We start from the raw sequence: 16,991 nt of genomic DNA on the forward strand, positions 1-16,991 counted from the left end.
ATGTTTGCTGCGTTCTCTCCGGGCAGTGACTTCAAGCGCTACTACCGCGGCCGCATGCCGCGACTGGCGTTGGTGGTCATCATCCTGATGCCGCTCATGTACGGCGCGCTCTACCTGTGGGCCTTCTGGAATCCGTTCAACGCGGTCAACAAGATCCCGGTCGCCCTGGTCAACATGGACACCGGCGCCGAGGTGATGGGCGAGAAGCTCAACGCCGGCGACCAAGTGGTGACGGGTCTGATCGACTCGAAGCAACTCGACTTGAACGTGGTCTCGGAGTCGGAGGCCGCCAAGGGCGTCGCGGACGGCAAGTACTACTTCTCGATCACCCTGCCCGCCGACTTCAGCACCAAGATCGCCTCGCCGACCTCCGACAAGCCGGAGTCGGCCGAGCTGATCTTCACCTACAACGACGCCAACAACTACCTCGCGACGATCATGGGCCAGGACGCGGCCCAGCAGGTGGTCAACCAGGTCGGCGCGCAGGTGGGGCAGCAGACCTTCTCGATCGTCCTCAACGACGCGGGCTCGATGGTCGGCAAGATCAAGCAGGCCGCCGACGGCGCCAACGAGATCAGCGCCGGTCTGGTGACCGCCCACGACGGGTCCGCGGAACTGTCGTCGGCGATCGACGAGCTCAGCGGTGCCGTCATCAAGGCGACCGATCCGCTGCTCAAGCTCACCGAGAACCAGGGCAACGGGATGAGCGCGGCCGAGCTGGCGGCGACCGCCGACCGCATGAGCCGGTCGGCCGACGCCCTCAGCAAGATCAGCGGCACCGCGGCGACCGGCGAGAGTCAGGCCGCCCACGCCCTCGGCTCGGTGATCAGCCGGTTGAAGGCGCACCCGGATCCGGCGGTCCGCTCGGCCGGGCAGGCTCTGGAGGGCGTGCGGCAGCGGCTGCTGAGCACCGACAGCCCGGCGACGAAGCCGGCCGAACTGCAGCAGATCAGCACCGACTCGGCCGCGGTCAGCCGTGAGCTGGCCAACCCGAACAGCCCGCTCCGGATGGCGATGACGCTGCTCGAGCCCGGTGTGGCGCACGACGACATCATGAAGGCGCGCGCCGGAGCCGAAGAACTCAGTGCGGGTGCGAACAAGCTCACCGCAGGCCTGGTCGAGCTGTCGACCGGTGCCAAGGAGCTGGCGGCCGGTCTCGACGAGGGCGTCAAGGCGATCCCGCACTGGACCGCCGCGCAGAAGAAGGAACTCGCCGACACCCTGGGGCAGCCGGTCAAGCTCACCCAGAACACCGAGCACGAGGCCGCGACCTTCGGCACCGGCTTCGCCCCGTTCTTCTTCTCGCTCGCACTGTTCGTCGGCTGCATCATCGCCTGGATGCTCTTCACGCCGATTCAGGCGCGGCCGGTCGCCCAGGGCCTCAACCCGTTGCGCGTCGTGCTGGCGTCCTATTTCCCGACCTTCGCGGTGGGCATCCTGCAGGCCGCCATCCTGTACGCGGTGGTCGTCTACGCGATCGGCATGCGGCCCGAGTATCCGGCCGCCACACTGGGATTCATGCTGCTCATCGTCGCGATGTTCCTAGCGATGATCCAGATGTTCAACGCCCTGTTCGGCCCGGCGGTCGGACGAGTGGTCACGTTGGCCTTCCTGATGATCCAGCTGACCTCGGCGGGCGGCATCTATCCGGTGCAGACGACGACGAAACCCTTCCAGTACATGCACTACGGCGATCCGATGACCTACACCGTCAACGGACTGCGGCAGCTGACCCTGGGCGGGATCGACTACCGACTGTGGGTGGCGCTCGCCGTCGTCATCGGCCTGACCCTTGTCTTCATCGCCGTATCGACGTGGGCCGCGCACCGCAACCGTCAGTACACGATGGATCGCCTCTACCCGCCGGTCGAAGTGTGACCGGGTGGCAGGCAACCGAACCAATCCAAAGCACGTCGAAGGAGATTTGATGTCCAACTCGCGTTCGAACGATTCGATTGTTCTCAAGCCCGTGTTCGCCTTGGACGGCGAGGCGACGGAGCTGCCCCGGTTCGACATGCCGGACGATATGATGCTGCCGAGCGCGGCTTACCAGATCGTCCACGACGAGGCGATGCTCGACGGCAACGCGCGCCTCAATCTGGCGACCTTCGTCTCCACCTACATGGACAAGGAAGCTCAGCTTCTTTACATGCAGACCGTCGATAAGAACATGATCGACAAGGATGAGTACCCGGCGACCGCCGCGATCGAGGACCGCTGCTGGCGGATCCTGGGCAATCTGTGGAACAACCCGGATGTCGAGTCCACCTTCGGCACCTCGACGATCGGTTCGTCGGAGGCGTGCATGCTCGGCGGGCTGGCGCTCAAGCGCCGCTGGCAGGCCAAGCGCAAGGCCGAGGGCAAGTCGACCGAGACGCCGAACATCGTCATGTCGACTGCGGTCCAGGTGTGCTGGGAGAAGTTCGCCAACTACTTCGAGGTGGAGCCGCGCTGGGTCCCGGTCAGCGAGGACCACATGTTCCTCGACGGCCACGACCTGGAGAAGTACGTCGACGAGAACACCATCGGCGTCGTGGCGATCATGGGCCAGACCTACACCGGCGCCTACGAGCCGGTCAAGGAGATCGCGGCCAAGCTCGACCAGATCCAGGCCGACACCGGACTCGATGTCCATATCCACATCGACGGCGCCTCCGGCGCGATGATCGCGCCCTTCTGCCAGCCCGAGCTGGAGTGGGACTTCCGCATCGACCGCGTCGCCTCGATCAGCACCTCCGGGCACAAGTTCGGCCTGGTGTACCCGGGTGTGGGCTGGATCGTCTGGCGTGACGCCGAGGCGCTCCCGGAGAGCATGGTCTTCCACTGCAGCTACCTCGGCGGCGACATGCCGACCCTGGCGCTCAACTTCTCGCGGCCCGGCGCGCAGGTGCTGCTGCAGTACTACCAGTTCCTCCGACTGGGCCGTGAAGGCTACCGCGTGGTGCAGCAGGGCTCGCTCGACGTGGCGCAGTACCTGTCGTCGGAGATCGAGAAGATGGGTCCGTTCGAGCTGGTCAGCCGCGGTGACACCATCCCGGTGTTCGCATGGCGGCTCAAGAAGGACGCGAACCCGAACTGGAATCTGTACGACCTGCAGGACCGAATGCGCATGAAGGGCTGGCAGATCCCGGCCTACCCGCTGGCCGACGATCTCGCCGAGATGACCGTGCAGCGGATCGTGGTCCGTGCCGGCCTGAGCCACGACCTGGCCGACAAGGTCCTCGAGGACATGCGCACCGAGGTGGACTTCCTGAACAACCTCGACGCGCCGATGCCGCGCGAGGGCGCCGCGTCGCACTTCCACCACTAGAAGAATCCATCGCGACCGTCTGCGTCCGAGGCCGGACGCAGACGGTCGGCATTCGCAGGGGAGACACCGTTCCATGTCCATTTCGGCTTCTGCCGAGTCGAGCCGACTGCTCACCCCGACCACGCTGAAGCAGTGCGTCGGCTTCATGATCGGCTCGGCGCTGTTCGCACTCGGGTCGGCGCCCGGCTTCGGCACCTGGGCCGGGGCATCGGCATCGAACATCTGCTACTTCATCGGTGCGTGGTTCTTCACCGGTGCCGCGCTGATCCAGTTGGTGCTCAGCGGTGCGATGACCGTGCCGGTCAAGTACGGGACCGGAACGATGTTCCGCGCGGAATGGCTGGCCGGGTCTACTCAGTTCTTCGGTACGTTGCTGTTCAACGTCAGCACCGGAGCAGCGTTGACCGTGCGGTCGGTGAAGGGGCAGGAACACCTGGTCTGGAACCCCGACGCGGCGGGCTCGGTGGCCTTCCTGATCAGCGGATACTTCGTCCTGGTGGCCTATCGGCACACCGCGGGCACGCAGTGGGCTCCCGGTGATCGCAACTGGTGGTCCGGACAGATCAACTTCCTCGGCTGCGTGGCCTTCGGGGTCTCGGCGGTGGCGTCGTTCGTCAACGGCTCCGGAAACACCGTCGACGCCGTGCTGGCGAACGCAGGCACCTTCGTCGGTGCGATCTGCTTCTTCCTCGCCTCCGCGGTGGTACTGCCCCGAGCGGGTTCGACGTCGTGACCGCCGAATCCCTGCAGCCGACGGCGGTGACCGACTGGAGTCTGCGGCTCGGCCTGGCACCGGAAGACGCGCCGGCCGCGTTGCGCGGCAGCGGAGGGCTGCTCGAGTTCAATCGGCGGATCGCCCTCGGCCGAGCGCGAAGCCTCGATGTCAGCGAGTTCGCCGCTGTCCTGTGGCGGCGCCGCCTGTCGACGATGACGGTGACGTCGTTGCTGCTCACGCCGCTGTCGATGGAACTGGGAGGCGGGGACGTCGGCGGAACCGGCGGCGACGAGGTGGTGGTCGCCACCGTCGGCACGTCGATGGTGATCGAGAGCGCGGACGGGCACACCGAGATGCACCGGCCCGATCAGCTGATCGTCTTCGCTTCCGGTGCCCGACATCGCCTCGTCACCAACGGCGTCGCCGAAGTCACCGCGTTGCGGATGTCGTTCGTCGAGTTCGGTTCGGCCCGCGCACTGCTGCGGAACTGCGGTGGGCTGGCGGTGATGGACTCGTTCCTGGCGCAGACCGTGGCGCGCAGCATCCGAGGCTTCGGGGCCGGCGTGATCGGTGCACCGCCGTCGGAGTCGACGGCCGCGGCCGAGTTCGCGATTCTGGAGCTGTTGTCGGCGGCGGCGGCCGAGGCCACCGCCCGCCGCACGTCGGCGTCGTCGAGCACCCAGCAGGTTCAGCGGGAGACGCAGGAGCTCATCGAGCGGCACTACCGAGATCCGGAGTTCTCCCCGACGGCGATCGCCGACCGACTGCACCTGTCGCGCCGACAGTTCTATCGGCACTTCGAGAACTCCGACCGCGGTGTCGCCGAGTTGATCGCCGACCGGCGCCTGCAGGCGGCACGTACCCTGCTCGTATCTAACCCGGAGGCGTCGATCGCCTCGGTGGCCAGGGCCAGCGGATTCGGTTCACTCGGTCCGTTCCGGCTGCGGTTCCGGCGTGCCTTCGGGATGGGGCCCAACGAGTTCCGCGACACGATGGCGGACGCGGCCGCGCACTGACGGGTTCGCCGACCGAGCCGGCATCCGGTCCGGTGTCCCGGTGCTCATCGCCGTCGTGCTCGTTGCTTGGTGCCGCTGCGCGATAATGCGGCCGTGTCTACTGCGCCTGGCCTGAGGGCGGCGTGGTGTAGACCGTCGTGGTCGTGGTGTCGGTGACCGTCGCGGTCTTCGTGACGGTGTCGGCCGAGGTGCGCGGTGCGCTCTCGGTCTTGGTCACGGTCTTCGTCTCGGTCTCGGTATGCGTCCGCGACTCGGTGGCCGTCCGTGTGACGGTGGTGCCCGTGGTCGAGATCTCCGTCGTCGTCGCGGTGATCGTCTCGGTCGCCGGGACACCGGTGTCGGCACCGGCCCGCTTGCCGACCAGGAAGAAGCTGATGATCACGATCGCGGCCGCGAGGCAGGCGACGGTGGTGATGAGGCGCCAACGTCGGATCGCCACCGTTTCGGCGGTCCGATCATCGCCCTGGGGGCCGGTGTGGGACGGCTCTGTCACGGGCGCTCCTCGGCGACGGAATCGACGGTCTGACGAAGACCACCGGCGAGCGGTGGTCATACTGTGTGCACTCGAAATCACACGTTCTGCAAGCACACTACCGTGCCGGGAATGTCGTGAAGTGCTCGCGATACCGGTTCCGCGCATGCAGACGCACGGGTTGACCCGAAAACGTCGGTCCGGAGTCTCGGAAGTGACGGATCCGCGCCTCGTCGGAAATCTGTGATTCATTCGACATCTGCGATTGTGGTGTGCCATCATGTCAGATGAGAACGCAAGGCTCCCTCCCAAAGCCAGGCCGCATCTCGTCATGTCCCCCATGCGTAGAAGGTCTCCCCATGCCCGTTGGTTCAACCCTGCCCAAAAACCGTCCGCTCGCATCGTCCGGCGGCCGCCCCACCCTGGCGACGCGGCTGACGCCGCGCACCGTCGCCGAATGGGAAGCGCGTCTGGGTGTCGGCAATGCTTCGCCTCGGCCCCGCGCAGACCGCTTCACCGGTTCTGCGGGCACCGTCACCTACAGTCCGACCGTCGACGTGCGGATCGCCGAGCCCGAGTCGTTCCACGCGATGCGCTTCGCGCAGAACCTCTCGTCGATCGCCACCTACTGCGCGCTGCAGCCCGCGATGGTCCTGGAGCGGACCGCCGAGCGGGTGCGCACCGATCCGTCCGAGGCCCTGCTGGTGAGCGTCAGCGGGATGCGCGGACATTCGATCATCCGGCAGGGCGGTCGGGAATCGACCTACGGTCCCGGCGACCTGATCTTCGTCAACAATGCGGCGCCCTACAGCATCGTCTCGACCGCGGTGTCCGACCCGGCGGGCATGCTGATCCCGTTCAGCCGTCTCGGCAAGCACCGGCATGTGGCCGAGCGCCTGCAGCGACCGGTGGCCGCCAACACCCCGCTGGCCCGCGCCGCGGCCGTCTTCGTGCGCCGGTTCGCCGCGGAGACGTCGGTGATGCAGTCGACGCCGTCGACCGGTGCGGTGTCCGAGCAGGCCGCCGTCGACCTGCTGGTCGCCGCGCTGTCCGAACTCGAGGGATCGCCCTCCGGGATGGAGGACAACGCACTGTTCGTGCAGGAGGCGGCCAGCGATCTGATCGACCGTCACCACCGTGACGCCGGCTTCACCCCCGACGTGATCGCCGAACACCTGCACCTGTCCCGGCGCCAGCTGTACCGCTACTTCGAGAACTGCGACAACTCGCTGGCCGGTCGCATCGCCGACCGCAGGCTGCAGACCGCTCACGAACTGCTGGTGCAGAATCCGTCGGCGTCGATCAGCAGCATCGCGTTCTCGTCCGGGTTCCCGACGGTCGCGACCTTCCGGAACCGCTTCAAGGCCCGCTACGGGGTGGGGCCGGTCGAGTACCGGCACCGCGTGCGCGCCTGAGTCCGGTCGCACCCGACGTCTCGAGCCCCGTCCGCTGGACGGGGCTCGAGACGTCTTCCGGGGGAGCGGCTACTGCGCGGACAACCGCCACAGCGGATTCACCGGGCCGTGCCCCGCACCCAGCGGATAGGCCGCGGCCAACCCGCGGGTGACCCAGGCCTTGGCGAAGGCCACCGCGTCGGGGACGGAGTAGCCGTGGCCCAGCGCACCGACGATCGCGGCGGCCAGGGTGTCGCCGGCGCCGTGATCGTGCGGGGTGTCGATGCGAGGACCGGGGAACTCCCGGAACTCGATCCCGTCGTACAGCACGTCCGGGCTGCGGTCGCTGCCGCGCAGGTGTCCGCCCTTCACCAGCGCCCAGCGGGCGCCGAGGTCGCGCAGGGCGACGGCGGCCTCGCGCTGGGTGGCCGCGTCGACCACGTCGATGCCGGTCAGCAACCGGACCTCGTCGAGGTTCGGGGTCACCACCGTGGCGAGCGGGAACAACTGCTCCTTCAGCGTGCCGAGGGCGTCGGCGGCCAGCAGCGGATCCCCGTGCATCGACGCGCAGACCGGGTCGACCACCAGCGGCATTCCGCCTTCGTCGAGCGCTCCGTCGCCGCCGATCCCGAGGTCGGCGGCGGCCTCGGCGATCGCGGCGATGATCGGCGCGGAGGCGAGCATCCCGGTCTTGACCGCCGATACGCCGATGTCGTCGACGACCGAGCGCATCTGCGCGGCGACCACCGCCGGATCGATCTCGGCGATGCCGCTGACTCCGGTCGAGTTCTGGACGGTGACCGCCGTGACGGCGACGCAGGCGTGCAGGCCGAGCAGGGCGAAGGTCCGCATGTCGGCCTGAATGCCCGCCCCGCCGCCGGAATCCGACCCGGCGACCGTCATCACCCGCACCGGGGTGGCGCCCGCCGCGGGCAGGGGCAGTCGCGGCGCGGCCTGATCGGGAGTCATCGGGCCGGTGCAGCCTCGTCGATCGGCAGGTAGACGCGGCTGCCCGCGGCGGTGAACTCCGCCGACTTGCCCGCCATCTCCTCGGCCAGGCGAGCATCGATGTCGGCCTGGGTCACCAGGCCGTTCTCCTCCGCGTAGGCGCGCACATCGGCCGAGATCCGCATCGAGCAGAACTTGGGGCCGCACATCGAGCAGAAGTGCGCGGTCTTGGCGGGGGCGGCGGGCAGCGTCTCGTCGTGGTACTCACGGGCGGTGTCCGGGTCGAGCGCCAGGTTGAACTGGTCGGTCCACCGGAACTCGAAGCGCGCCTTGCTCAGAGCGTCGTCGCGCGCCTGCGCACCCGGATGGCCCTTGGCGAGGTCGGCGGCGTGCGCGGCGATCTTGTAGGTGATGACACCGACCTTCACATCGTCGCGGTCGGGCAGGCCGAGGTGTTCCTTCGGCGTCACATAGCAGAGCATGGCCGTGCCCGCCTGGGCGATCATCGCCGCGCCGATCGCCGAGGTGATGTGGTCGTAGGCCGGCGCGATGTCGGTGGCGAGGGGCCCGAGCGTGTAGAACGGCGCCTCCTCGCACCATTCTTCCTCGAGGCGGACGTTCTCGACGATCTTGTGCATCGGGACGTGTCCGGGACCCTCGATCATCACCTGCACGCCGTGCGCCTTGGCGATCTTCGTGAGCTCGCCGAGGGTGCGCAGTTCGGCGAACTGGGCCTCGTCGTTGGCGTCGGCGATCGAACCGGGGCGCAGACCGTCGCCGAGGGAGAAGGTGATGTCGTAGCGGGCGAAGATCTCGCAGAGCTCGTCGAAGTTGGTATACAGGAACGACTCGCGATGATGGGCCAGGCACCACGCCGCCATGATCGACCCGCCGCGCGAGACGATGCCGGTGACGCGGCCGGCGGTCAGCGGCACATAGCGCAGCAGCACGCCGGCATGGACGGTCATGTAGTCGACGCCCTGCTCGGCCTGTTCGATGACGGTGTCGCGGTAGATCTCCCAGGTCAGGGCGGTGGGGTCGCCGTTGACCTTCTCCAGCGCCTGGTAGATCGGCACGGTCCCCACCGGGACGGGCGAGTTGCGCATGATCCACTCGCGGGTCAGGTGGATGTCCTTGCCCGTCGACAGATCCATGATCGTGTCGGCACCCCAGCGGGTCGCCCACACCATCTTCTCGACCTCTTCGGCGATCGACGAGGTGACCGCCGAGTTGCCGATGTTGGCGTTGACCTTGACCGCGAACTTCTTGCCGATGATCATCGGCTCCGACTCGGGGTGGCGGTGGTTGACCGGGATCACCGCGCGGCCGGCCGCGACCTCGTCGCGGACCAGCTCGGCGTCGACGCCCTCGCGGGCGGCGATGAACGACATCTCGGGGGTGATGATTCCGGCGCGCGCCCACGCCAGCTGCGTGTGAGCGTTGTGACCGGCGGTGCCGCGGTCGGCGTTCGCGGGGACGGCGACGGGGGCCGGTCGCTCCCAGGCATCGCGGGTCCGCGGCAGTCCCGCTTCCAGATCGATGGTCGCGGTCGCGTCGGTGTACGGGCCGGACGTGTCGTACAGGTCCAGGTGCTCGCCGTTGGTCAGATGCACGCGCCGCTGCGGGACGGCCATGCCGTCGACGTCGAGGTAGTGCTTGGTGCTGCCTTCGATGGGACCGCAGGTGACCTCCGCGGAAGCGGAGACGGTGTTTTCGGGCATGGACGTACCCATGAGAATTCCTCCCTACGCCGGCATTATCCGGACAGGTTCAGGCGGTCGACGACCGCCTGTCGCCATCTCAGCCCCCGGTTCCGTGGGAGCCCCCGCGTGTGAAGTTGTGCGCGGTCCACCCTACTCACGGCCGCGGCCGAGGGCACATCGTGATGCAGATGTGACTGATGTGACTTGCATCTCACTTGAGGCTGCCCATATCCTTGTGATGCTGATCACAGGAGGAAGTAATGCATCGCAAGGTTCGTCAGGCGCATCCGCCGCAGTCGGCGCGGTCATTGCTGCACCAGATCTCGCAGGTGACGCACAACGCCGACCGCGAACGCTTCGAGCTGTGGCTCGCCGGCGACCTGGTCGGTGTGCTCGGCTACCGCATCGACGAGGGCCCCGGCGGCAAGGTCGTGACGATCCTGCACACCGTCCTCTACGACGAGTACAGCGGCCACGGCCTGGCGACCCGGCTCACCGGCAGCGCGATGGCCTACATGCGCGAGAACAACCTGAAGGTCCGCCCGCTCTGCACCTTCACCAAGCACTTCCTCGACGCCCATCCGGGCATGGTGGCGATGGCCCCCGCCTGATCGGGTTGCGGGGGTCTCGATACGCTCGCTCACTCCGTTCGCGGGCTACTCGACCAGCCTGGAAGGGTTGTCGTTCCCAGGGTTGTCGAGTAAGCGACCGGAGCGCAGCGGAGGCCGCGCATCGAGGCTGCGGGGTCTCGATACGCTCGCTCACTTCGTTCGCGGGCTACTCGACCAGCCTGGGAGGGGTCGTTTTCAGGGTTGTCGAGTAAGCGACCGGAGCGCAGCGGAGGCCGCGCGTCGAGACGAGCTCGCTTACTACGTTCGCGGGCTACTCGACCAGCCTGGAAGGGTTGTTCCTGGGGTTGTCGTCCCCAGGGTTGTCGAGTAAGCGACCGGAGCGGAGCGGAGGCCGCGCATCGAGACGTGGTGCGGGGTCTCGATACGCTCGCTCACTACGTTCGCGGGCTACTCGACCAGCCTATTGGCGCTCGCGTGTTGTTCGGCCGGGTTGAGGCTTGTGAGTTGCCGGTGAGCCTTTTCCAGGGTTGTCGAGTAAGTGACCGGAGCGCAGCGGAGGCCGCGCATCGAGACGAGCTCGCTCACTACCTCCGCTGGCTGCTCGACCAGCCTGTGGCTGCGCTGCTCGTTGGCTCAGCTGATGTCGAAGACGACGGGGGCGTGGTCGCTGGCGCCCGCCGCGGCGCGGGCGGCGCGGTCGATGAAGGCGTCGTGGATGCGGTCGTCGAGGGCGGGGGAGCACAGGGCGAAATCGATGCGCATGCCCTCGTTGCGCGCGAAGCGGCCCGACTGGTAGTCCCAGAACGTGTAGACGTCGGGGCCGGGGGTGAAAGGGGCCGCGCTGTCGGCGAAACCGCCGTCGATGAACCGCCCGAACGCGGCGCGCTCGGCGTCGGAGACGTGCGTGCGACCCCGAAAGTACTCCGGATCCCAGACGTCGTCGTCGGTCGGCGCGACATTCCAGTCGCCGGCCAGCGCGACCTGGGCGGCGGGATCATGCGAGAGCTCCAGCGAGGTCACGTCGGCGAGCGCGCCGAGCCAGTCGAGCTTGTACTGCAGATGCGGATGCTCGGGTTCGCGGCCGTTCGGCGCGTACAGACTCCACACCCGCACGCCGCCGCAGGTCGCCGAGATCGCGCGCGCTTCGACGACGCCGTCGTACGCGGGCTGACCGTCGAACCCGATGTGGACCTCGTGGACACCGAGCCGGGAGGCGATCGCCACCCCGTTGTATGCGCCGGTCCCGTGGAAGGCGACGTCGTATCCGTGCGCGAGGAAACTCATCACCGGGAACTGGTCGTCGGTGCACTTGGTCTCCTGCATCGCGAGCACATCGATCGCATGCCGGTTCATCCATGCCACGACCTGCTCGGATCGGGCGCGGATCGAGTTCACGTTCCACGTCGCGAGGCGCATGGAGGTCAATCCTGCCGTAGCCGGATCAGCGGTGCGTCGGCGGCCTCCCAGTGGGCGGCGACAGCGCTCGCCGCAGCCTCGGTGGGCGCGACCAGGACGATTCCGAATCCGAGGCCGTTCCGTGCCTGGCGCTCGCGCCAGTGGGTGCCGGATTCGGCGAACCACGCGAAGTCGTCCGGATCGGCGTCGGCGAGCAGTTGATCGGCGTCGTCGATCACCGTCAGGAAGCCGGTGGCCGGGGCGCCCGCGGCGGTCCGCAGGCCGACCGGCAGATCGCCGACGGCGTCGTCGAAGGCGTCCTTGTTATGGCCGAAATGGGCTGGAAAGCGCCAGCTCTCGGCGAACACCTCGTACAGTCCGGCCAGGGTTCGCATCTGTGCGCCCGGCAGCCGGCGCACCACCGCGCCGCGACCGTAGGTGTCGATGTCGCCGACGGCCAGAGCCACGGCGGGTCCCGGTCCGGTCAGCAGGTCGGGCGGTAGCACTGCACTCATGCGGTCGGTCCTCGAATCAGGGTGAAGGTCTGATAGTGATCGAGCGTGTACCACGCCGACCCGTCGCTGCCGGTGACGATGCGTTCGGCATCACGGCCGCGGCCGGCCTTCTTGGCGTTGACGTCCCACTCCTTGTACGCGATACGCCGTCCGCTGGAGTCGGTGATCGGAAGCCGACGTTCGTTGTTGCGGAAGGTGTCGCCGCCCCGGGTGCCGGGAGCGTTCGCCGCTTCGGGCCAGCGGCCGGAGTCGATCTGGCCGAGTGTCTTGGTCACTCGCGCGGGGATGTTCCGGCCGGTCTCGGGGACGGCGGTCGTCCGGGGCGCCGAGGGGCGGGGAGCCGAGGTGCGCGGGGCCGAGGTGCGTGGGCCGATCGGCGCGACCGGCGACGCGGCTGCCGACGACGAGACGGCCGCGGGTGCCGCCCCGTCGGGACTGTCGCGCCCGTCGATCCACCAGGTGAAGGCCACCACGGCCAGCAGCGCGATGACGGCGAGCACCGACGCGGTGGCGCGACGGCGAGTCAGATCCGGGTCTTGCGGGGAGTTCGACATCGTCCTCCACGGTAAATCATCGTCGCGCGGTCAGAACGTGAGCAGACGGCACGTGTGGTGCAGTTCGAAGCCGCGCGACCGCCACGCGGCGCGGGCCGCATCGTCGGTCGCCGCGACGGTGGCGGCGGCCACGCCGTCGGAGAGGAGGGACCACGGGCCGAGGTCGGCCGGCTCGGAGTCCGGGCGGGGCTGCGGACCGACCAGCACCTCGTATGCGGTGGTGGTCGCCGCGCCGAGCCCGGCGGGGCGCAGCAGCCGGTCCGCCAGGACGACGCGGCCGGGCAGGCCGCGCGCCTCGAGCCAGTCCAGTGCCGGGCGCAGGCCGCCCGCGGTGGACCCGAAGTCGATCGGTGCGACGGCCCCGGACCGCAGGTCGGGGCCCGCGCCATTGGCGAGCCAGCCGTCGATCGACCCGTGTTCGGCGGTCGCCGCGGCGAGCATCAACGTGCGTTCGATCTCGCGGATCTCCGAATTGCGGACCACCCGGCGCGACAGCAGCCGGATCGATGAGATCGCCGCCGCCGGAACCCGGTGGGCGACGCCGTCGCGTTCCACGGTCACCGCTTCGGCGTCGCGGTCACGCAGGATGCCGGTGATGTCGGACTGTCCGGGACGACCTTCGGCCACCGGCGGATTCGCCGAACCGCGCCAGTCGGCCGGTGCGTCGGCGCCGAGCCGATAGCGGATCACCACGCGGTCCCCGACGGTCGGCGCCGGGGACGACGAGGCACCGGCGGCCGGCCGGTGGCGCGCAGCGTCGTCGGTCGACACGACTAGTCGTCGTGGCCGAAGGGGTCGCTGACGCTGCCGGGCAGCCAGCTCAGCCCGGGCCGGCCCCAGCCATTGCGCTTGATCGCCTTCTTGGCTGCGCGGGCGTTGCGGCCCAGGAGCACGTCGACGTACAGGAAGCCGTCGAGGTGGCCGGTCTCGTGCTGCAGCATCCGGGCGAAGAAGCCCTCGCCCTCGATCTCGACCGGGTCGCCGTTGCGGTCGGTGCCGACGACCTTCGCCCACTCGGCACGACCGGTGGGGAATCCCTCGCCCGGCACCGACAGGCAACCCTCGTCGTTGTCGTCGGGGTCGGGCATGGTTTCGGGGATCTCGGAGGTCTCCAGCACCGGATTGATGACCTCGCCGCGCCGACGGCCGCCCACGTCCGGGCAGTCGTAGACGAACATCCGCAGCCCGCGGCCCACCTGGTTCGCGGCGAGGCCGACGCCGTTGGCGGCGTCCATCGTCTCGTACATGTCGTCGAGGAGCGCCACGATCTCGGCCGACGGCTTGCGGTCGCCGTCGAGGTCGACGGGCGCGGTCGGTTGGTGGAGGACGGGTTCGCCGACGATGCAGATCGGGAGAATTGCCATGACAGCACAGTCTACTGCGCGACACGGCCGACCTCGCTGCGGTGCGTCGCCCGGTGACGGGCTGCAGGCCGTGGTTAGATATTCGGCGGGACCACACCGACGTAATTCGTCCGTCGAGAGCTCGCAACGGACGCGGTGTGGATGCATGGTTCAGCTGTTTGAGGAGCAAGATGAACGGCGCAACGGCGCGTAGTCCAAAGGGAGACGAACCGGTCTCGGTGACGCCCGCCTCGGTCGAGGGAGCTCGCGACCGGTCTGCGGACCTCGACCCTCACGAACTCGGCCCGGACGGGCTCACCAGGCGTGAACGGGAGATCCTGAACTTCGAACGACAGTGGTGGAAGTACGCCGGGTCGAAGGAAGACGCGATCAAAGAACTGTTCAACCTGTCGGCGACCCGCTACTACCAGGTCCTCGGCTCGCTCGTCGACCGGCCCGAAGCGCTCGCGGCCGATCCGATGCTCGTGAAACGGCTTCGCCGCCTGCGGGCCTCGCGTCAGAAGGCGCGCGCCGCGCGTCGCCTCGGCTTCGACATCACCTAGTGTCCGGCGGTATGTCTGCTTCGTCGGCGGTCCGGTCCGCCGGATGGTCGGTGGGTTAGAGTTGCCGTGATGAACGCTGATCGAGAAACCAACCGACTTCCGCTTCGCGCGGGTGCCATGTTGCTGCTGGCGATCGCGGTCGTCTGCCTCGGGCTCGGCATCCACCAGTTGACGATGAGCGATGAGGCCCCCGACGCGGGGCTCAAGGCGGCAGGCGAGAGCGCACAGGCCGCGGCCTCGGCGGAACGATCGCAGCAGGAGGCGCCGTCGTCGACGCCCGCGCAGACCAGCGCGCGCACCGCCGACACCGCGGGCGTGCCGAAGCTGTGCGTGCTCAACGCGGGCAATGTCACCGGACTCGCCGGCGAGGTCAGCAAGACCCTGACCGACGCGGGATTCAAGGTCGGCGAGACCGCGAACCTCAGCACGGGCAGCATCAGCGAGAACACGATCTTCTTCAACCCGGACCAGGAGGAGGCGGCCAAGAAGGTCGCCGCCGCGGTGCCCGGCGGAGCCGATCTCGCGGCCCGGCCGGCCGTCTTCACGCGCTGCGCCGACGAGTTGGCGGTCATCGTGGTGAGCCGGTAGCACGTCGACCGGACGCACCGGTCATAATTAGTGGCGAACAGAACCATCGGTGAACACGGCAACTCCCCGGTGCCCAGCAGAGCGGGCCAGCCCGCCCGACGATGAGCATCGTGCCGACGACTAAGGAGCACACATGACCGTCCGTAGCAATCGCGCTTCGACCGTCCGGGTCATCGCGGCCGTCGCGGCAGCGGGCGGCGCGGCCCTCGCGCTGTCGGCCTGCACCCCGAACGAGCACGCGACCGACGTTCCCGGCACCACCCCCGCCGTCGTCACCGGCGACCAGGTGACTCCCGGCGACGTCGTGAACGCCGACAACATCCCGGCAGGCAACCAGGCCCAGTCCGCGTCGACGACCCTGGTGAACAAGGACGGCAACCGCGTCGGTTTCGTCAGCTTCACCCAGGAGGGCAACGCGGTGAAGGTGTCCGCGCGAGTGGCAGGCGTCAAGCCCGGCGAGCACGGACTGCACATCCACACCACCGGCAAGTGCGAGGCGGCCACCAACTTCACCACCGCGGGCGGCCACTTCCAGGCCGACGGCCACACCGGCAAGCCCGAGAGCGGCGACCTGGTGAACCTCAACGTCCTCAAGGACGGCACGGCTTCCGGCACCTACACCACCGACGCGTTCAACGTCCAGCAGATCCGCGGCAAGTCGCTGATCCTGCACGACCTCGCCAACGGCGACGCCGAGGCGCCGCGCCTGGCCTGCGGCGTCATCTCGCAGACCAGCTGATCCGCCGAGCAGGGGGTCACCGGTGAGCTTCCCCGCGCCGATCGCGTTCACGCGGTCGCCGCGGCCGACGCTGGGCGTGGAGTGGGAACTGGCACTGGTCGACAAGACCAGTCGTGATCTCGCGAATGCGGCCGACGAGCTGTTCGGTCTCGTCGACGCCCGCGTCGGTGACCACCCTGCCGAGCAGGGCCGGATCCATCGGGAACTGCTGCGCAACACGGTGGAGCTGGTGACCGGGATCTGCACCACGGTCGGCGAGGCGATGGATGATCTCGGGTCGTCCCTCGAAGTGGTCCGCGGGCTGTGCGACCGGATCGGCGTCGACCTCTACGGCGCGGGCACGCACCCGTTCGCCGAATGGTCCGCCCAGCAGCTCTCCGAAGGTCACCGGTACGCCGAGTTGATCGAACGCACCCAGTGGTGGGGACGGCAGATGCTGATCTGGGGCGTGCACGTGCACGTCGGGATCGACGACCGCGACAAGGTGCTCCCGATCCTGTCCTCGCTGCTCAAGTACTATCCGCACCTGCTCGCGCTGTCGGCGTCGTCGCCGATGTGGGCCGGCGGCTCCACCGGCTACGCGAGCAACCGGGCGATGATGTTCCAGCAGTTGCCGACCGCCGGGCTGCCCTTCCAATTCGATCGCTGGGGCGAGTTCGAGCACTTCGTGCACGACCAGAAGACCACCGGGATCATCGATCACCTCAACGAGATCCGGTGGGACATCCGGCCCTCGCCGAGCCTGGGGACCATCGAGGTCCGCGTCTGCGACGGGGTCTCGAACCGGCGGGAGCTCGCCGCGATCGTCGCCCTGACGCACTGCCTGATCGTCGATCTCGACCGCAGGCTCACCGCGGGCGAGCAGCTTCCGCAGATGGCGCCCTGGCTGGTCCAGGAGAACAAGTGGCGGGCCGCGCGCTACGGGCTCGACGCGATCGTCATTCAGGACGCGGACTGCGCCGAGCGGCTCGTCACCGACGACCTCGCCGAGCTGCTGGTGCGGCTGGAGCCGGTCGCGGCCTCGCTGGGCTGTCTCGACGAGCTCGGCGGCGTCGCCGACATCATCGCCCGCGGTGCCAGCTACCAGCGTCAGCGCGCGGTGTTCGCCGAGACGGGCGACATGCGGACGGTCGTCGACTCGGTGGTCGCCGAACTCTCCTGACC

Annotated in this window: 18 protein-coding genes and 1 riboswitch; of the genes, 10 read left to right on the top strand and 8 right to left on the bottom strand. The window is 68.5% G+C overall.

What is annotated here, in order from left to right:
• From AAFO60_RS18425 to AAFO60_RS18440, 4 genes are all read left to right on the top strand, one after another.
• Nucleotides 1-1,878, top strand: coding sequence for a YhgE/Pip domain-containing protein (locus AAFO60_RS18425; protein ID WP_347957691.1), 1,878 nt, complete (start codon nucleotides 1-3; stop codon nucleotides 1,876-1,878).
• Nucleotides 1,879-1,927: 49 nt separating this feature from the next.
• Nucleotides 1,928-3,310, top strand: a complete 1,383-nt coding sequence (locus tag AAFO60_RS18430) for a glutamate decarboxylase (protein WP_347957692.1) — start codon at nucleotides 1,928-1,930, stop codon at nucleotides 3,308-3,310.
• A gap of 73 nt (nucleotides 3,311-3,383) precedes the next feature.
• Nucleotides 3,384-4,043 carry a hypothetical protein gene (locus AAFO60_RS18435; protein ID WP_347957693.1) on the top strand — a complete coding sequence of 220 codons (660 nt, stop codon included), beginning with the start codon at nucleotides 3,384-3,386 and terminating at the stop codon, nucleotides 4,041-4,043.
• Nucleotides 4,040-5,041: a helix-turn-helix domain-containing protein gene (locus AAFO60_RS18440; RefSeq protein ID WP_347957694.1), complete on the top strand. Its 1,002-nt coding sequence runs from the start codon at nucleotides 4,040-4,042 to the stop codon at nucleotides 5,039-5,041. The genes AAFO60_RS18435 and AAFO60_RS18440 overlap by 4 nt, the downstream gene beginning before the upstream one ends.
• Before the next feature lie 97 nt (nucleotides 5,042-5,138).
• Here the strand turns inward: AAFO60_RS18440 and AAFO60_RS18445 are convergent, their stop codons facing one another.
• On the bottom strand, nucleotides 5,139-5,534 hold the full coding sequence (locus tag AAFO60_RS18445) for a hypothetical protein (protein WP_347957695.1): 396 nt from the start codon (nucleotides 5,532-5,534) through the stop codon (nucleotides 5,139-5,141).
• 338 nt (nucleotides 5,535-5,872) lie between these two features.
• Here AAFO60_RS18445 and AAFO60_RS18450 point away from each other — a divergent pair, with 338 nt between their 5' ends.
• Nucleotides 5,873-6,928, top strand: a complete 1,056-nt coding sequence (locus AAFO60_RS18450; RefSeq protein WP_347957696.1) for a helix-turn-helix domain-containing protein — start codon at nucleotides 5,873-5,875, stop codon at nucleotides 6,926-6,928.
• 69 nt (nucleotides 6,929-6,997) lie between these two features.
• On the opposite strand, the gene thiD is transcribed toward AAFO60_RS18450, so the two are convergent.
• Nucleotides 6,998-7,876, bottom strand: coding sequence for a bifunctional hydroxymethylpyrimidine kinase/phosphomethylpyrimidine kinase (gene thiD / locus AAFO60_RS18455; RefSeq protein WP_347957697.1), 879 nt, complete (start codon nucleotides 7,874-7,876; stop codon nucleotides 6,998-7,000).
• Nucleotides 7,873-9,588 carry a phosphomethylpyrimidine synthase ThiC gene (thiC, locus tag AAFO60_RS18460; protein WP_347957698.1) on the bottom strand — a complete coding sequence of 572 codons (1,716 nt, stop codon included), beginning with the start codon at nucleotides 9,586-9,588 and terminating at the stop codon, nucleotides 7,873-7,875. The genes thiD and thiC overlap by 4 nt, the downstream gene beginning before the upstream one ends.
• Nucleotides 9,580-9,694: riboswitch (TPP riboswitch) on the bottom strand. It overlaps the preceding gene by 9 nt.
• Nucleotides 9,695-9,818: 124 nt before the next feature.
• On the opposite strand from thiC, the gene AAFO60_RS18465 reads away from it, so the two are divergent.
• The gene (locus AAFO60_RS18465; protein WP_347957699.1) at nucleotides 9,819-10,169 is read left to right on the top strand and encodes a GNAT family N-acetyltransferase; all 351 of its coding nucleotides are present in this window, start codon (nucleotides 9,819-9,821) and stop codon (nucleotides 10,167-10,169) included.
• Between the two features lie 594 nt (nucleotides 10,170-10,763).
• On the opposite strand, the gene AAFO60_RS18470 is transcribed toward AAFO60_RS18465, so the two are convergent.
• From AAFO60_RS18470 to AAFO60_RS18490, 5 genes are read right to left on the bottom strand one after another with little or no spacing between them, the layout of a single operon-like run.
• The gene (locus tag AAFO60_RS18470; protein ID WP_347957700.1) at nucleotides 10,764-11,546 is read right to left on the bottom strand and encodes an exodeoxyribonuclease III; all 783 of its coding nucleotides are present in this window, start codon (nucleotides 11,544-11,546) and stop codon (nucleotides 10,764-10,766) included.
• A gap of 5 nt (nucleotides 11,547-11,551) precedes the next feature.
• Nucleotides 11,552-12,040, bottom strand: coding sequence for a barstar family protein (locus AAFO60_RS18475; protein WP_347957701.1), 489 nt, complete (start codon nucleotides 12,038-12,040; stop codon nucleotides 11,552-11,554).
• The gene (locus tag AAFO60_RS18480; protein WP_347957702.1) at nucleotides 12,037-12,594 is read right to left on the bottom strand and encodes a ribonuclease domain-containing protein; all 558 of its coding nucleotides are present in this window, start codon (nucleotides 12,592-12,594) and stop codon (nucleotides 12,037-12,039) included. The genes AAFO60_RS18475 and AAFO60_RS18480 overlap by 4 nt, the downstream gene beginning before the upstream one ends.
• A gap of 30 nt (nucleotides 12,595-12,624) precedes the next feature.
• Entirely contained in the window at nucleotides 12,625-13,365 is a 741-nt protein-coding gene (locus AAFO60_RS18485) for a GNAT family N-acetyltransferase, cg3035/Rv0428c family (protein WP_347957703.1), read from the bottom strand.
• 2 nt (nucleotides 13,366-13,367) lie between these two features.
• Entirely contained in the window at nucleotides 13,368-13,958 is a 591-nt protein-coding gene (locus AAFO60_RS18490; RefSeq protein WP_347957704.1) for a peptide deformylase, read from the bottom strand.
• A 170-nt stretch (nucleotides 13,959-14,128) separates the two neighbouring features.
• On the opposite strand from AAFO60_RS18490, the gene AAFO60_RS18495 reads away from it, so the two are divergent.
• The 4 genes from AAFO60_RS18495 to AAFO60_RS18510 all read left to right on the top strand — a co-directional run bounded on the left by AAFO60_RS18495 (nucleotide 14,129) and on the right by AAFO60_RS18510 (nucleotide 16,989).
• Nucleotides 14,129-14,500 carry a DUF3263 domain-containing protein gene (locus tag AAFO60_RS18495; RefSeq protein ID WP_347957705.1) on the top strand — a complete coding sequence of 124 codons (372 nt, stop codon included), beginning with the start codon at nucleotides 14,129-14,131 and terminating at the stop codon, nucleotides 14,498-14,500.
• A gap of 69 nt (nucleotides 14,501-14,569) precedes the next feature.
• Nucleotides 14,570-15,088, top strand: coding sequence for a LytR C-terminal domain-containing protein (locus AAFO60_RS18500; RefSeq protein WP_347957706.1), 519 nt, complete (start codon nucleotides 14,570-14,572; stop codon nucleotides 15,086-15,088).
• A gap of 133 nt (nucleotides 15,089-15,221) precedes the next feature.
• Nucleotides 15,222-15,827 carry a superoxide dismutase family protein gene (locus AAFO60_RS18505; RefSeq protein ID WP_347957707.1) on the top strand — a complete coding sequence of 202 codons (606 nt, stop codon included), beginning with the start codon at nucleotides 15,222-15,224 and terminating at the stop codon, nucleotides 15,825-15,827.
• A gap of 22 nt (nucleotides 15,828-15,849) precedes the next feature.
• Nucleotides 15,850-16,989 (top strand): glutamate--cysteine ligase, encoded by a 1,140-nt coding sequence (locus tag AAFO60_RS18510; RefSeq protein ID WP_347957708.1) that lies wholly within the window; start codon nucleotides 15,850-15,852, stop codon nucleotides 16,987-16,989.
• The last annotated feature ends 2 nt before the right edge of the window (nucleotides 16,990-16,991 follow it).

It is taken from the genome of Gordonia aichiensis, from assembly GCF_039946255.1.
In the GTDB taxonomy this organism is placed as follows: domain Bacteria; phylum Actinomycetota; class Actinomycetes; order Mycobacteriales; family Mycobacteriaceae; genus Gordonia; species Gordonia aichiensis_A.

Coding starts and splice junctions, on each gene's coding strand:
- AAFO60_RS18425 (WP_347957691.1), top strand. CDS start 1: ATGTTTGCTGCGTTCTCTCCGGGCAGTGACTTCAAGCGCTACTACCGC.
- AAFO60_RS18430 (WP_347957692.1), top strand. CDS start 1,928: ATGTCCAACTCGCGTTCGAACGATTCGATTGTTCTCAAGCCCGTGTTC.
- AAFO60_RS18435 (WP_347957693.1), top strand. CDS start 3,384: ATGTCCATTTCGGCTTCTGCCGAGTCGAGCCGACTGCTCACCCCGACC.
- AAFO60_RS18450 (WP_347957696.1), top strand. CDS start 5,873: ATGCCCGTTGGTTCAACCCTGCCCAAAAACCGTCCGCTCGCATCGTCC.
- thiD (WP_347957697.1), bottom strand. CDS start 7,876: ATGACTCCCGATCAGGCCGCGCCGCGACTGCCCCTGCCCGCGGCGGGC.
- thiC (WP_347957698.1), bottom strand. CDS start 9,588: ATGGGTACGTCCATGCCCGAAAACACCGTCTCCGCTTCCGCGGAGGTC.
- AAFO60_RS18465 (WP_347957699.1), top strand. CDS start 9,819: ATGCATCGCAAGGTTCGTCAGGCGCATCCGCCGCAGTCGGCGCGGTCA.
- AAFO60_RS18470 (WP_347957700.1), bottom strand. CDS start 11,546: ATGCGCCTCGCGACGTGGAACGTGAACTCGATCCGCGCCCGATCCGAG.
- AAFO60_RS18475 (WP_347957701.1), bottom strand. CDS start 12,040: ATGAGTGCAGTGCTACCGCCCGACCTGCTGACCGGACCGGGACCCGCC.
- AAFO60_RS18480 (WP_347957702.1), bottom strand. CDS start 12,594: ATGTCGAACTCCCCGCAAGACCCGGATCTGACTCGCCGTCGCGCCACC.
- AAFO60_RS18490 (WP_347957704.1), bottom strand. CDS start 13,958: ATGGCAATTCTCCCGATCTGCATCGTCGGCGAACCCGTCCTCCACCAA.
- AAFO60_RS18495 (WP_347957705.1), top strand. CDS start 14,129: ATGAACGGCGCAACGGCGCGTAGTCCAAAGGGAGACGAACCGGTCTCG.
- AAFO60_RS18500 (WP_347957706.1), top strand. CDS start 14,570: ATGAACGCTGATCGAGAAACCAACCGACTTCCGCTTCGCGCGGGTGCC.
- AAFO60_RS18505 (WP_347957707.1), top strand. CDS start 15,222: ATGACCGTCCGTAGCAATCGCGCTTCGACCGTCCGGGTCATCGCGGCC.